The 13172-nt window shown below is 53.9% G+C and carries 23 protein-coding genes; all 23 read right to left on the bottom strand.

What is annotated here, in order from left to right:
- Position 1: 1 nt before the first annotated feature.
- The 23 genes from rpsE to rpsL all read right to left on the bottom strand — a co-directional run bounded on the left by rpsE (position 2) and on the right by rpsL (position 13091).
- On the bottom strand, positions 2–502 hold the full coding sequence (rpsE, locus tag ACVWXD_RS28275) for a 30S ribosomal protein S5 (protein ID WP_003176409.1): 501 nt from the start codon (positions 500–502) through the stop codon (positions 2–4).
- 3 nt (positions 503–505) lie between these two features.
- Positions 506–856, bottom strand: a complete 351-nt coding sequence (rplR, locus tag ACVWXD_RS28270) for a 50S ribosomal protein L18 (RefSeq protein ID WP_003176410.1) — start codon at positions 854–856, stop codon at positions 506–508.
- Positions 857–866: 10 nt separating this feature from the next.
- A complete protein-coding gene (rplF, locus tag ACVWXD_RS28265; RefSeq protein WP_003176412.1) occupies positions 867–1400 on the bottom strand; it encodes a 50S ribosomal protein L6 in 534 nt (177 codons plus the stop codon).
- Between the two features lie 12 nt (positions 1401–1412).
- On the bottom strand, positions 1413–1805 hold the full coding sequence (gene rpsH / locus ACVWXD_RS28260; RefSeq protein ID WP_010566853.1) for a 30S ribosomal protein S8: 393 nt from the start codon (positions 1803–1805) through the stop codon (positions 1413–1415).
- 208 nt (positions 1806–2013) lie between these two features.
- Positions 2014–2319, bottom strand: a complete 306-nt coding sequence (rpsN, locus tag ACVWXD_RS28255) for a 30S ribosomal protein S14 (RefSeq protein WP_003176414.1) — start codon at positions 2317–2319, stop codon at positions 2014–2016.
- A 13-nt stretch (positions 2320–2332) separates the two neighbouring features.
- Complete coding sequence (gene rplE / locus ACVWXD_RS28250; protein ID WP_003176415.1) at positions 2333–2872, bottom strand: 50S ribosomal protein L5; 540 nt, start codon at positions 2870–2872, stop codon at positions 2333–2335.
- A 20-nt stretch (positions 2873–2892) separates the two neighbouring features.
- Positions 2893–3207: a 50S ribosomal protein L24 gene (rplX, locus tag ACVWXD_RS28245; protein ID WP_003176416.1), complete on the bottom strand. Its 315-nt coding sequence runs from the start codon at positions 3205–3207 to the stop codon at positions 2893–2895.
- 11 nt (positions 3208–3218) lie between these two features.
- A complete protein-coding gene (gene rplN / locus ACVWXD_RS28240; RefSeq protein WP_002555479.1) occupies positions 3219–3587 on the bottom strand; it encodes a 50S ribosomal protein L14 in 369 nt (122 codons plus the stop codon).
- Positions 3588–3610: 23 nt separating this feature from the next.
- On the bottom strand, positions 3611–3877 hold the full coding sequence (rpsQ, locus tag ACVWXD_RS28235) for a 30S ribosomal protein S17 (RefSeq protein ID WP_003176419.1): 267 nt from the start codon (positions 3875–3877) through the stop codon (positions 3611–3613).
- Between the two features lie 2 nt (positions 3878–3879).
- Complete coding sequence (gene rpmC, locus ACVWXD_RS28230; protein WP_002555481.1) at positions 3880–4071, bottom strand: 50S ribosomal protein L29; 192 nt, start codon at positions 4069–4071, stop codon at positions 3880–3882.
- Positions 4071–4484, bottom strand: a complete 414-nt coding sequence (gene rplP / locus ACVWXD_RS28225) for a 50S ribosomal protein L16 (RefSeq protein WP_003232424.1) — start codon at positions 4482–4484, stop codon at positions 4071–4073. The genes rpmC and rplP overlap by 1 nt, the downstream gene beginning before the upstream one ends.
- A gap of 12 nt (positions 4485–4496) precedes the next feature.
- Positions 4497–5183, bottom strand: a complete 687-nt coding sequence (gene rpsC / locus ACVWXD_RS28220; RefSeq protein ID WP_003176422.1) for a 30S ribosomal protein S3 — start codon at positions 5181–5183, stop codon at positions 4497–4499.
- 13 nt (positions 5184–5196) lie between these two features.
- On the bottom strand, positions 5197–5529 hold the full coding sequence (rplV, locus tag ACVWXD_RS28215) for a 50S ribosomal protein L22 (protein WP_003103908.1): 333 nt from the start codon (positions 5527–5529) through the stop codon (positions 5197–5199).
- A gap of 11 nt (positions 5530–5540) precedes the next feature.
- Positions 5541–5816, bottom strand: coding sequence for a 30S ribosomal protein S19 (gene rpsS / locus ACVWXD_RS28210; protein WP_003232420.1), 276 nt, complete (start codon positions 5814–5816; stop codon positions 5541–5543).
- Between the two features lie 16 nt (positions 5817–5832).
- Positions 5833–6657, bottom strand: a complete 825-nt coding sequence (rplB, locus tag ACVWXD_RS28205; protein ID WP_032884535.1) for a 50S ribosomal protein L2 — start codon at positions 6655–6657, stop codon at positions 5833–5835.
- Positions 6658–6671: 14 nt separating this feature from the next.
- A complete protein-coding gene (gene rplW, locus ACVWXD_RS28200) occupies positions 6672–6971 on the bottom strand; it encodes a 50S ribosomal protein L23 (RefSeq protein WP_002555488.1) in 300 nt (99 codons plus the stop codon).
- Positions 6968–7570, bottom strand: coding sequence for a 50S ribosomal protein L4 (gene rplD, locus ACVWXD_RS28195; RefSeq protein ID WP_017135963.1), 603 nt, complete (start codon positions 7568–7570; stop codon positions 6968–6970). The genes rplW and rplD overlap by 4 nt, the downstream gene beginning before the upstream one ends.
- Before the next feature lie 12 nt (positions 7571–7582).
- Complete coding sequence (rplC, locus tag ACVWXD_RS28190) at positions 7583–8218, bottom strand: 50S ribosomal protein L3 (protein WP_003194649.1); 636 nt, start codon at positions 8216–8218, stop codon at positions 7583–7585.
- An 81-nt stretch (positions 8219–8299) separates the two neighbouring features.
- Positions 8300–8611 carry a 30S ribosomal protein S10 gene (rpsJ, locus tag ACVWXD_RS28185; RefSeq protein ID WP_003186070.1) on the bottom strand — a complete coding sequence of 104 codons (312 nt, stop codon included), beginning with the start codon at positions 8609–8611 and terminating at the stop codon, positions 8300–8302.
- A 159-nt stretch (positions 8612–8770) separates the two neighbouring features.
- Positions 8771–9964, bottom strand: coding sequence for an elongation factor Tu (gene tuf / locus ACVWXD_RS28180; protein ID WP_003176426.1), 1194 nt, complete (start codon positions 9962–9964; stop codon positions 8771–8773).
- A 30-nt stretch (positions 9965–9994) separates the two neighbouring features.
- The gene (gene fusA, locus ACVWXD_RS28175) at positions 9995–12100 is read right to left on the bottom strand and encodes an elongation factor G (RefSeq protein WP_010206921.1); all 2106 of its coding nucleotides are present in this window, start codon (positions 12098–12100) and stop codon (positions 9995–9997) included.
- Between the two features lie 30 nt (positions 12101–12130).
- On the bottom strand, positions 12131–12601 hold the full coding sequence (gene rpsG, locus ACVWXD_RS28170; RefSeq protein WP_002555493.1) for a 30S ribosomal protein S7: 471 nt from the start codon (positions 12599–12601) through the stop codon (positions 12131–12133).
- 118 nt (positions 12602–12719) lie between these two features.
- On the bottom strand, positions 12720–13091 hold the full coding sequence (gene rpsL / locus ACVWXD_RS28165; RefSeq protein ID WP_002555494.1) for a 30S ribosomal protein S12: 372 nt from the start codon (positions 13089–13091) through the stop codon (positions 12720–12722).
- Positions 13092–13172 lie beyond the last annotated feature (81 nt).

Below are 13172 nucleotides of genomic sequence, written 5' to 3'. Positions count from 1 at the left end.
ATCAGAAGATCTCCTTGACAGTCAGACCACGCTTAGCAGCGATGGACTCAGGAGATTGCATGGCTTTCAAACCTTTGAAAGTGGCGTGAACCACGTTTACAGGGTTAGTCGAGCCGTAGCACTTGGCCAGAACGTTCTGAACACCAGCAACTTCGAGGACAGCACGCATAGCGCCGCCAGCGATGATACCGGTACCTTCAGAGGCAGGCTGCATGTACACCTTCGAAGCGCCATGGGCGGACTTCATTGCGTACTGCAGAGTGGTACCGTTCAAATCAACTTGGATCATGTTGCGACGAGCAGCTTCCATTGCCTTCTGGATCGCAGCAGGCACTTCACGTGACTTGCCACGGCCGAAGCCAACGCGCCCTTTACCATCACCTACCACGGTCAACGCAGTGAAAGTGAAGATACGGCCGCCTTTAACGGTTTTAGCTACGCGGTTAACTTGAACCAGCTTCTCAATGTAGCCTTCGTCGCGCTTTTGGTCGTTATTTGACATAACTTAGAACTCCAGCCCAGCTTCACGAGCAGCATCAGCCAGCGCTTTCACGCGGCCGTGGTACTTGAAGCCAGAGCGGTCGAAAGCCACTTGCGAGACGCCCGCGGCCTTAGCACGCGTAGCGACCAGCTGGCCAACCTTAGTGGCCGCGTCGATGTTGCCAGTGGCACCATCACGCAGTTCTTTATCCAAAGTCGAGGCGCTTGCCAGGACTTGGTTGCCGTCGGCCGAGATGACCTGGGCGTAGATGTGCTGCGACGAGCGGTACACGCAGAGACGCACGACTTCGAGTTCGTGCATTTTCAGGCGTGCTTTGCGAGCGCGACGCAGTCGAGTAACTTTTTTGTCGGTCATTTGCTATGCCCTACTTCTTCTTGGCTTCTTTACGACGGACGACTTCGTCCGCGTAGCGCACACCTTTGCCTTTGTAAGGCTCTGGTGGACGGAAGTCGCGGATCTCAGCGGCCACCTGACCTACCAGCTGCTTATCAATACCCTTGATCAGGATATCGGTTTGGCTAGGGGTCTCAGCGGTGATGCCTTCCGGCAGTTCGTAATCCACTGGGTGCGAGAAGCCAAGGGCAAGGTTCAAAACCGTGCCTTTTGCTTGCGCTTTGTAACCAACACCGACCAGCTGGAGCTTGCGCTCGAAGCCTTGGCTTACGCCTTGGACCATGTTGTTTACCAACGCACGCGTGGTACCGGCCATTGCGCGAGTTTGTTGATCGCCATTGCGAGCAGCGAAACGCAGCTCACCAGCTTCTTCAACGATCTCAACGGACGAATGGATGTTCAGTTCAAGAGTGCCCTTGGCACCCTTCACCGAAAGCTGTTGGCCTGCGAATTTGACTTCGACACCGGCTGGCAGCTTAACGGGGTTCTTAGCGACGCGAGACATGCTTATCCCCCCTTAGAACACAGTGCAAAGAACTTCGCCGCCGACACCGGCAGCGCGCGCAGCACGATCCGTCATCACACCTTTGTTGGTGGAGACGATAGACACGCCAAGACCGCCACGAACTTTCGGCAGATCTTCAGCGGACTTGTACTGACGCAGGCCTGGACGGCTAACGCGCTTCACTTCCTCGATGACCGAACGGCCTTCGAAGTACTTCAGCTCGATGGACAGCAGTGGCTTGGTTTCGCTGCTGATCTGATAACCCGCAATGTAGCCTTCGTCTTTCAGGACTTTGGCAACAGCTACCTTCAACTTGGAAGATGGCATGCTTACGACGGACTTTTCAGCCATCTGGGCATTACGGATACGAGTTAGCATGTCCGCTAACGGGTCCTGCATACTCATGGGCTAGACGCTCCTAATACAAAAAAATTAGCCTTGCGGCTACATATGTCGCCGAGAATCTCCGAGCGTAAAAAACACGGGCTCAGGCGAGCCGCGTATTTTAGACACACTCAGGAAATGAAACAAGCCCCAAAAGGGGCTTGTTCCAGATTCAAGGTCACCGGCGGTCAGTATCTTGCGATGCAGACCCCCTAGACGCTGAAAGTACTTACCAGCTAGCTTTAACCAGACCTGGTACGTCACCACGCATTGCCGCTTCACGCAGTTTGTTACGGCCGAGGCCGAACTTGCGGTAAACGCCGTGTGGACGACCGGTCAGGCGGCAGCGGTTACGCATGCGCGAAGCGCTTGCGTCACGTGGCTGCTTCTGCAAAGCAACTGTAGCTTCCCAACGCGCTTCTGGACTTGCGTTCAGATCAACGATGATTGCTTTCAGTGCTGCACGCTTCTTGGCGTACTTGGCAACCGTGAGCTGACGCTTCAGCTCGCGGTTTTTCATGCTCATCTTGGCCATGGTCCTACTCCAATCAGTTGCGGAACGGGAATTTGAAAGCACGCAACAGAGCGCGACCTTCATCATCGTTCTTGGCAGTGGTGGTCAGGGTGATGTCCAGACCGCGGAGAGCATCGATCTTGTCGTAGTCGATTTCCGGGAAGATGATCTGCTCTTTCACGCCCATGCTGTAGTTACCACGACCATCGAAGGACTTGGCATTCAGGCCGCGGAAGTCGCGAACCCGAGGCAGGGAGATCGACAGCAGACGATCCAGGAATTCGTACATACGCTCACGGCGCAGAGTCACTTTGACGCCGATCGGCCAACCTTCACGGACTTTAAAGCCAGCGATGGATTTCCGAGCGTAAGTCACAACGACTTTTTGACCGGTGATCTTTTCCAGGTCAGCAACAGCGTGCTCGATGACTTTTTTGTCACCGACCGCTTCGCCCAAACCCATGTTCAGGGTGATTTTGGTAACGCGTGGAACTTCCATCACGTTCGAGAGCTTAAGTTCTTCCTTAAGCTTCGGTGCGATTTCTTTCCAGTAAATCTCTTTTAGTCGTGCCATGGTCTTCTACCTAGCAGTGTTCAAGCATCAACCGCTTTTTGGGTCGACTTGAAGACACGAATTTTCTTGCCATCTTCTACTTTAAAACCAACGCGGTCAGCCTTGTTGGTTTCGCCGTTGAAAATGGCGACGTTAGAAGCGTCCAGAGGAGCTTCTTTTTCGACGATACCGCCCTGCACGCCCGACATAGGGTTAGGCTTGGTATGGCGCTTAACCAGGTTCAGACCACCAATAACCAGACGGTTATTAGCGAGAACCTTAAGAACCTTACCGCGCTTACCTTTGTCTTTGCCGGCGATCACGATGATCTCGTCGTCACGACGAATCTTTTGCATGTCGGATCTCCTTACAGCACTTCTGGGGCGAGCGAGACGATCTTCATGAACTTCTCAGTACGAAGTTCACGCGTCACTGGCCCAAAGATACGGGTGCCGATCGGCTCTTGCTTGTTGTTCAGAAGAACAGCAGCGTTGCCATCAAAGCGGATAATAGAGCCGTCTGCACGGCGTACACCGTGACGAGTGCGGACTACAACAGCAGTCATCACTTGGCCTTTTTTCACCTTACCGCGAGGAATTGCTTCCTTCACGGTAACTTTGATGATGTCACCGATACCAGCGTAACGACGATGGGAGCCACCCAGCACCTTGATGCACATAACACGGCGAGCGCCGCTGTTATCGGCCACATCGAGCATGGATTGAGTCTGAATCATATAATTTCTCCGACCCCTAGTCCTTAGACTTCCACAGCGCGTTCGAGAACATCAACCAGCGCCCAAGACTTGGTCTTGGCCAGCGGACGAGTTTCACGAATAGTGACCTTGTCGCCGATGTGGCACTGATTGGTTTCGTCGTGCGCGTGCAGCTTAGTCGAACGCTTAACATATTTACCGTAGATCGGGTGCTTAACGCGACGCTCGATCAAAACGGTGATGGTTTTGTCCATCTTGTCGCTGACAACACGGCCAGTCAGCGTACGGACAGTCTTTTCGGCTTCAGCCATGATCACTTACCTGCCTGCTGGTTGAGCACAGTCTTCACGCGAGCAATGTCACGCTTAACTTGCGAGAGCAGATGAGACTGCCCCAACTGGCCAGTTGCTTTCTGCATACGCAGATTGAACTGGTCGCGCAGCAGGCCGAGCAGTTGCTCGTTCAGCTGCTGTGCGGATTTTTCACGAAGTTCATTCGCTTTCATCACATCACCGTCCGTTTAACAAAGGCGGTGGCGAGCGGCAGCTTTGCAGCAGCCAGGGCAAAAGCCTCACGCGCCAGCTCTTCAGTTACACCCTCGATTTCATACAGGACTTTGCCTGGCTGAATCTGGGCTACCCAGTATTCCACGTTACCCTTACCTTTACCCATCCGAACTTCGAGGGGCTTTTTGGAGATCGGCTTGTCCGGGAATACACGGATCCAGATCTTGCCGCCACGTTTAACGTGACGGGTCAGTGCACGACGCGCTGACTCGATCTGACGAGCGGTGAGACGACCACGAGCTACAGACTTCAGCGCGAACTCGCCGAAGCTGACTTTGCTACCGCGCTGAGCCAGACCACGGTTGTGGCCTGTCATCTGCTTGCGGAACTTCGTACGCTTTGGTTGCAACATTTGGCGTACCCCTTACTTAGCAGCTTTTTTACGAGGCGCTGGTGCTTGTGGTTTCAGTTCTTCTTGGCGACCACCAATTACTTCGCCTTTGAAGATCCAAACCTTTACACCGATCACACCATAAGTGGTGTGAGCTTCGTAGTTGGCATAGTCGATGTCGGCACGCAGGGTGTGCAGTGGCACACGACCTTCGCGATACCATTCAGTACGTGCGATTTCAGCACCGCCGAGACGACCGCTCACTTGGATTTTGATGCCTTTGGCACCAATGCGCATGGCGTTCTGTACGGCGCGTTTCATAGCGCGACGGAACATTACGCGACGCTCCAGCTGCTGAGCTACGCTCTGCGCAACCAGCATACCGTCGAGCTCCGGCTTACGGATCTCTTCGATATTGATGTGCACAGGCACACCCATTTGCTTGGTCAGGTCCTGACGCAGTTTCTCAACATCTTCACCTTTCTTCCCGATAACGATACCTGGACGAGCGGTGTGGATGGTGATACGTGCAGTTTGTGCCGGACGATGGATATCGATACGGCTTACGGACGCGCTTTTTAGTTTGTCTTGGAGATACTCACGCACCTTCAGATCAGCGAACAAATAGTCCGCATAAGTCCGACCGTCTGCGTACCAGACGGAGGTGTGCTCCTTGACGATTCCCAGGCGAATGCCAATGGGATGTACTTTCTGACCCATCTCTTCGACTCCGTTACTTGTCAGCAACCTTGACAGTGATATGGCAAGACCGCTTGACGATGCGATCAGCACGGCCTTTGGCACGTGGCATGATGCGCTTCAGCGAACGCCCTTCGTTGACGAAAACGGTGCTGACCTTCAGGTCATCAACGTCTGCGCCTTCGTTATGCTCGGCGTTGGCTACGGCCGACTCCAGCACTTTCTTCATGATCTCGGCGGCTTTCTTACTGCTGAAAGCCAACAGGTTGAGCGCTTCGCCCACCTTCTTCCCGCGGATCTGGTCGGCGACCAAGCGGGCTTTCTGGGCGGAGATTCGAGCGCCCGACAACTTAGCGGCTACTTCCATTTCCTAACCCCTTAACGCTTGGCTTTCTTGTCTGCCACGTGCCCACGATAAGTGCGGGTACCGGCAAACTCGCCTAGTTTGTGGCCGACCATGTCTTCGTTCACGAGAACTGGGACGTGCAAGCGACCGTTGTGTACAGCGATGGTCAGACCGACCATTTGTGGCAGGATCATCGAACGACGCGACCAGGTTTTCACCGGTTTGCGATCGTTCTTTTCCGCCGCCACTTCGATCTTCTTCAGTAGGTGAAGATCAATAAAAGGACCTTTTTTCAGAGAACGTGGCACTGTCGTATCCCTCTATTTACTTGCGACGACGGACGATCATTTTGTCGGTACGCTTATTACCACGAGTCTTCGCGCCCTTAGTCGGGAAGCCCCATGGCGATACCGGATGACGACCACCAGAGGTACGACCTTCACCACCACCGTGTGGGTGGTCAACCGGGTTCATGGCAACACCACGAACGGTTGGGCGAACGCCACGCCAGCGCTTGGCACCAGCTTTACCCAGCGAACGCAGGCTGTGCTCGGAGTTCGAGACTTCACCTAGGGTCGCGCGGCATTCAGCCAGAACTTTACGCATCTCACCAGAACGCAGACGCAGGGTCACGTAGACACCTTCACGAGCGATCAGCTGAGCCGAAGCACCAGCGGAACGAGCGATTTGCGCGCCTTTACCTGGCTTCAATTCGATGCCGTGTACGGTGCTACCAACTGGAATGTTACGCAGCTGCAGAGCGTTGCCCGGCTTGATCGGCGCCAAGGCACCTGCGATCAGCTGGTCGCCAGCACTCACACCTTTAGGTGCGATGATGTAGCGACGCTCGCCATCTGCGTACAGCAGCAGAGCGATGTGAGCAGTACGGTTTGGATCGTATTCGATACGCTCAACAGTGGCAGTGATGCCATCTTTGTCGTTGCGACGGAAGTCGACCAAACGATAATGCTGCTTATGGCCACCACCGATGTGACGAGTGGTAATACGACCATTGTTGTTACGACCACCAGTCTTCGATTTTTTCTCGAGCAGCGGTGCGTGAGGAGCGCCTTTATGCAGCTCCTGGTTGACCACCTTGACCACAAAACGGCGGCCAGGGGAAGTCGGTTTGCATTTAACGATTGCCATGATGCACCCCTTCCTTACTCAGCACTGCTGCTGAAATCGAGATCTTGGCCTGGCTGAAGGGAGATAACTGCCTTCTTCCAGTCATTACGCTTGCCCAGACCGCGAGCAGTGCGCTTGCTCTTACCCAGAACATTCAGGGTAGTAACACGCTCTACTTTCACGCTGAACAGGCTTTCGACGGCCTTCTTGATTTCCAGCTTGGTTGCGTCAGTTGCAACCTTGAAAACGAACTGGCCTTTCTTGTCAGCCAGAACCGTAGCCTTTTCGGAAACGTGCGGGCCAAGCAGAACTTTAAATACGCGTTCCTGGTTCATCCCAGCAGCTCCTCGAATTTCTTCACGGCCGACACGGTGATCAACACCTTGTCGTATGCGATCAGACTAACTGGATCGGAACCTTGCACGTCACGTACATCAACGTGTGGCAGGTTGCGAGCAGCCAGGTACAGGTTCTGATCAACAGCTTCAGACACGATCAAAACATCGGTCAGGCTCATGTTGTTCAGTTTGCCCAGCAGATCTTTGGTTTTTGGACTTTCAACAGCGAAGTCCTGAACCACGACCAGACGATCAGTACGCACGAGCTCAGCAAGGATGGAGCGCAGAGCTGCGCGGTACATCTTCTTGTTGAGCTTCTGAGTGTGATCCTGTGGACGAGCTGCGAAAGTGGTACCGCCGCCACGCCAGATTGGGCTACGGATAGTACCGGCACGAGCACGGCCAGTGCCTTTCTGACGCCATGGGCGCTTACCGCCACCACGAACGTCGGAACGGGTCTTTTGCTGCTTGCTACCTTGACGGCCGCCGGCCATGTAGGCCACGACTGCTTGGTGAACGAGCGTCTCGTTGAATTCGCCGCCAAATGTCAGTTCGGAAACTTCGATCGCTTGAGCGTCATTTACATTTAATTGCATGTCAGCTTCCCCTTAACCGCGAGCCTTGGCCGCTGGACGTACAACCAGGTTGCCGCCAGTAGCGCCAGGAACAGCACCCTTGACCAACAACAGATTGCGTTCAGCGTCGACGCGCACTACTTCGAGGGACTGCACGGTCACGCGCTCAGCGCCCATATGACCGGACATTTTTTTGCCCTTGAATACACGACCAGGAGTCTGGCACTGGCCAATAGAGCCCGGGACGCGGTGGGAGACGGAGTTACCGTGAGTGTTATCTTGACCACGGAAATTCCAACGCTTGATCGTACCCTGGAAGCCTTTACCTTTGGACTGACCGGTTACATCAACCAGTTGACCAGCGGCAAAGATTTCAGCGTTGATCAGATCGCCAGCCTGGTAGTCGCCATCTTCAAGACGGAACTCCATAACAGTGCGACCAGCTGCAACGTTTGCTTTAGCGAAGTGACCTGCTTGAGCAGCAGTCACGCGCGAAGCACGACGCTCGCCGACAGTGACTTGCACTGCACGATAGCCATCGGTCTCTTCAGTTTTGAACTGGGTGACGCGATTCGGTTCGATCTCAATGACCGTAACCGGAATGGAGACACCTTCTTCGGTGAAAATACGGGTCATACCGCATTTACGACCGACTACACCAATAGTCATGTTGTAAACCTCATGAGTGTACGGGGCTTTCACCCGCTATGGCCGCCCATTTCAGAGCGTTACACGACTAAGACCCAAGTCTTAGCCGAGGCTGATCTGAACTTCCACACCGGCCGCCAGATCAAGCTTCATAAGTGCATCAACGGTTTTATCCGTTGGCTGGACGATGTCCAGTACGCGCTTATGAGTACGGATCTCGTACTGGTCACGCGCGTCTTTGTTGACGTGCGGGGAGACCAGAACGGTGAACCGCTCTTTACGGGTAGGCAGTGGAATTGGACCACGCACTTGAGCACCAGTACGTTTCGCGGTTTCCACGATTTCCTGGGTGGATTGGTCGATCAGGCGATGGTCAAAAGCCTTCAACCTGATACGGATTTGCTGATTTTGCATTGGATTTCAGACTCCGGCTGCTATTCCCACCGAGCGCAATACGCCCGTTAAAAGGAGGCGCAATTCTATAGACGGCCCAGATGGGTGTCAACCCAATAAAAAAGGCCCCCGCTAAGCGGGGGCCTCCTCAAAACATCAGAGCTATCTCAGAAGAGATAATTACTCGATGATTTTAGCTACAACGCCAGCACCAACGGTACGGCCGCCTTCACGGATTGCGAAGCGCAGACCGTCTTCCATAGCGATGGTTTTGATCAGGGTGACAACCATTTTGATGTTGTCGCCTGGCATTACCATTTCTACGCCTTCCGGCAGTTCGCAGTTACCAGTAACGTCGGTAGTACGGAAGTAGAACTGTGGACGGTAGCCTTTGAAGAACGGAGTGTGACGACCGCCTTCTTCTTTGCTCAGCACGTACACTTCAGCTTCGAACTTGGTGTGCGGCTTAACCGAACCCGGCTTAACCAGAACCTGGCCACGCTCAACGTCGTCACGCTTGGTACCACGCAGCAGAACGCCGCAGTTCTCGCCCGCACGACCTTCGTCGAGCAGCTTACGGAACATTTCAACACCGGTGCAGGTGGTGACGGTAGTGTCACGCAGACCAACGATTTCCAGTGGATCTTGAACCTTAACGATACCGCGCTCGATACGACCAGTCACAACAGTACCACGACCGGAGATCGAGAATACGTCTTCGATTGGCATCAGGAACGGCTTGTCGATAACACGAACTGGATCTGGGATGTAGCTGTCCAGAGTCTCAACCAGTTTACGAACGGACGTGGTGCCCATTTCGTTGTCGTCTTTGCCTTCCAGAGCCATACGAGCAGAACCGATGATGATCGGAGTGTCGTCACCTGGGAAGTCGTAAGTGCTCAGCAGATCGCGCACTTCCATCTCAACCAGTTCCAGCAGCTCAGCGTCGTCTACCAGGTCAGCCTTGTTCAGGTAAACCACGATGTACGGAACGCCAACCTGACGGGACAGCAGGATGTGCTCACGGGTTTGCGGCATCGGACCATCAGCGGCCGAGCAAACCAGGATTGCACCGTCCATCTGAGCAGCACCGGTGATCATGTTCTTCACATAGTCAGCGTGACCTGGGCAGTCAACGTGAGCGTAGTGACGGATCAGCGAGTTGTATTCAACGTGCGCGGTGTTGATGGTGATACCACGAGCTTTTTCTTCTGGTGCGCTGTCGATTTTATCGAAATCAACGATTGCGGAACCGAACACTTCGGAGCAAACGCGAGTCAGAGCAGCAGTCAGAGTGGTTTTACCGTGGTCAACGTGACCGATGGTGCCAACGTTGACGTGCGGTAGGGAACGATCAAATTTTTCTTTAGCCACGACAATTAACTCCTTGCCTAAAGGACTGAATCAGCCTTGTTTTTTAGATACAGTTTCAGCGATGTGCGCCGGAGCTGTGTTGTATTTTTTGAATTCCATAGAGTAGCTTGCGCGACCCTGGGACATGGAGCGAACGTCGGTCGCATAACCGAACATCTCACCCAACGGAACCTCGGCGCGAATCACTTTGCCGGAAACCGTGTCTTCCATACCCAAGATCATGCCGCGACGACGGTTAAGGTCGCCCATGACATCACCCATATAGTCTTCAGGTGTAACAACTTCTACCGCCATGATTGGCTCAAGCAACTCACCACCGCCCTTTTGGGCCAGTTGCTTGGTTGCCATGGAAGCAGCCACCTTAAACGCCATCTCGTTGGAGTCGACGTCGTGGTAAGAACCGTCAAAAACGGTTGCTTTCAGGCCGATCAGCGGATAGCCGGCAACAACACCGTTCTTCATCTGCTCTTCGATACCCTTCTGGATAGCAGGGATGTATTCCTTAGGAACAACACCACCCACTACTTCGTTCACGAATTGCAGACCTTCCTGACCTTCGTCAGCAGGAGCAAAACGGATCCAGCAGTGACCGAACTGACCACGACCACCGGACTGACGAACGAACTTGCCTTCGATTTCACAGTTTTTCGTGATGCGCTCACGATAGGAAACCTGAGGCTTACCGATGTTGGCTTCGACGTTAAACTCACGGCGCATCCGGTCAACCAGGATGTCCAGGTGCAGCTCGCCCATGCCAGAGATGATCGTTTGACCAGTCTCTTCATCAGTCTTAACGCGGAAAGATGGATCTTCCTGAGCAAGCTTGCCCAAAGCGATACCCATTTTTTCCTGGTCATCCTTGGTCTTAGGCTCTACGGCAACCGAAATAACCGGCTCCGGGAAGTCCATGCGAACCAGGATGATTGGCTTAGCAGCGTCGCACAAAGTCTCACCAGTGGTGACATCCTTCATGCCGATCAGGGCCGCGATGTCACCAGCGCGCACTTCCTTGATCTCTTCACGGGCGTTTGCGTGCATTTGCACCATACGACCCACGCGCTCTTTCTTACCTTTAACCGAGTTGATCACACCGTCGCCGGACGCCAACACGCCCGAGTAAACGCGGACAAAAGTCAAGGTACCCACGAATGGGTCGGTAGCGATCTTGAACGCCAGGGCCGAGAACGGCTCGCTGTCGTCTGCATGACGCTCCATTTCCTCTTCCTCGTTATCAGGGTTGGTACCCTTGATAGCAGGAATGTCGGTTGGAGCAGGCAGGTAGTCGATCACAGCATCGAGAACCAGGGGAACACCCTTGTTCTTGAACGAGGAACCGCAAACAGCCAAGACGATCTCACCAGCGATAGTACGCTGACGCAGAGCGGCCTTGATTTCCACGTTGGTGAGCTCTTCACCTTCGAGGTACTTGTTCATCAGCTCTTCGCTGGCTTCGGCAGCAGCCTCAACCATGTTGTTGCGCCACTCGTCAGCCAGTTCCTGCAGTTCAGCAGGGATAGGCTTACGAACAGGAACCATACCTTTGTCGGAATCATTCCAGTAGACCGCTTCCATGTTGATCAGATCGATCTGACCCTGGAAGTTGTCCTCGGAACCGATAGCCAGCTGGATTGGCACCGGAGTGTGACCCAGACGCTGCTTGATCTGACCGATCACGCGCAGGAAGTTGGCACCAGCACGGTCCATCTTGTTTACGTAAACAAGACGTGGAACGCCGTATTTGTTGGCTTGACGCCATACGGTTTCCGACTGAGGCTCAACACCCGAAGTACCACAGAACACAACGACAGCGCCATCGAGTACGCGCAGGGAACGTTCAACTTCAATGGTGAAGTCTACGTGGCCCGGGGTATCGATTACGTTGAAGCGATGCTCGTCTTTGTACTGCTTCTCAGAACCTTTCCAGAAGGCGGTAATAGCAGCAGAAGTAATGGTAATACCACGCTCCTGCTCCTGAACCATCCAGTCTGTGGTCGCGGCGCCATCATGCACCTCGCCCATTTTGTGACTTTTGCCGGTGTAAAACAGTACGCGCTCGGTGGTGGTGGTTTTACCAGCATCCACGTGAGCAACGATACCGATGTTACGGTAGCGGCTAATCGGAGTAGTACGAGCCATAAAGCCCTCGCAAAATTAGTGAAGCTAAGATTAGAAGCGGTAGTGCGAGAAAGCTTTGTTAGCTTCAGCCATACGGTGCACGTCTTCACGCTTCTTAACAGCAGCACCTTTACCTTCAGCAGCGTCCAACAGTTCGCCAGCCAAACGCAGAGCCATAGACTTCTCGCCACGCTTACGGGCGAAGTCTACCAACCAGCGCATTGCCAGGGCGTTACGACGGGACGGACGAACTTCAACCGGAACCTGATAAGTAGCGCCGCCCACACGGCGCGACTTCACTTCGACCAGCGGAGCGATGGCGTCGAGAGCTTTCTCGAAGATTTCCAGGGGGTCGCTGTTCTTGCGTTCTTTAACCTTTTCCAGCGCGCCATAAACGATACGCTCGGCAACGGCTTTCTTGCCGCTTTCCATCACGTGGTTCATGAACTTGGCCAGGATTTGGCTTCCGTATTTTGGATCGTCAAGCACTTCGCGCTTGGCTGCTACGCGTCTTCTTGGCATGGATAAGCCCTCAAACGGTCTTCAGGTTCGCTCGGAATCAGTGCCCTTTCGGGACGCCTCCGACCTTACTCTTATCGACTCAGAAAATAAGATGGTTCAGTTTTACAAAAAGCCGCTACTACTTAGGCTTCTTGGTACCGTACTTCGAACGACCCTGGTTACGACCTTTAACGCCGGAAGTATCCAAGGAGCCACGTACGGTGTGATAACGAACACCTGGCAAGTCTTTTACACGACCGCCACGAATCAGCACCACGCTGTGCTCTTGCAGGTTGTGGCCTTCACCGCCGATGTACGAGGAAACCTCGAAACCGTTGGTCAGACGCACACGGCACACTTTACGCAGTGCCGAGTTAGGTTTTTTCGGCGTAGTGGTATACACGCGAGTGCATACGCCACGACGTTGCGGGCAGTTCTGCAGCGCAGGCACGTCGGATTTCTCGACGATACGCTTACGCGGCTGACGTACCAGCTGGTTGATAGTTGCCATCTACTAGCTCCACTGTTGTCTTGCGACGCTATTGTCTTGCAAGAAAAGCAAAAATGGCAGGAACGAGTTCCCGCCAAATTT

The sequence above is a fragment of the Pseudomonas sp. TE3911 genome, from assembly GCF_054062775.1.
Note: the sequence above shows the minus strand (reverse complement) of the source record. Positions and strands in the feature narration are given on the sequence as shown.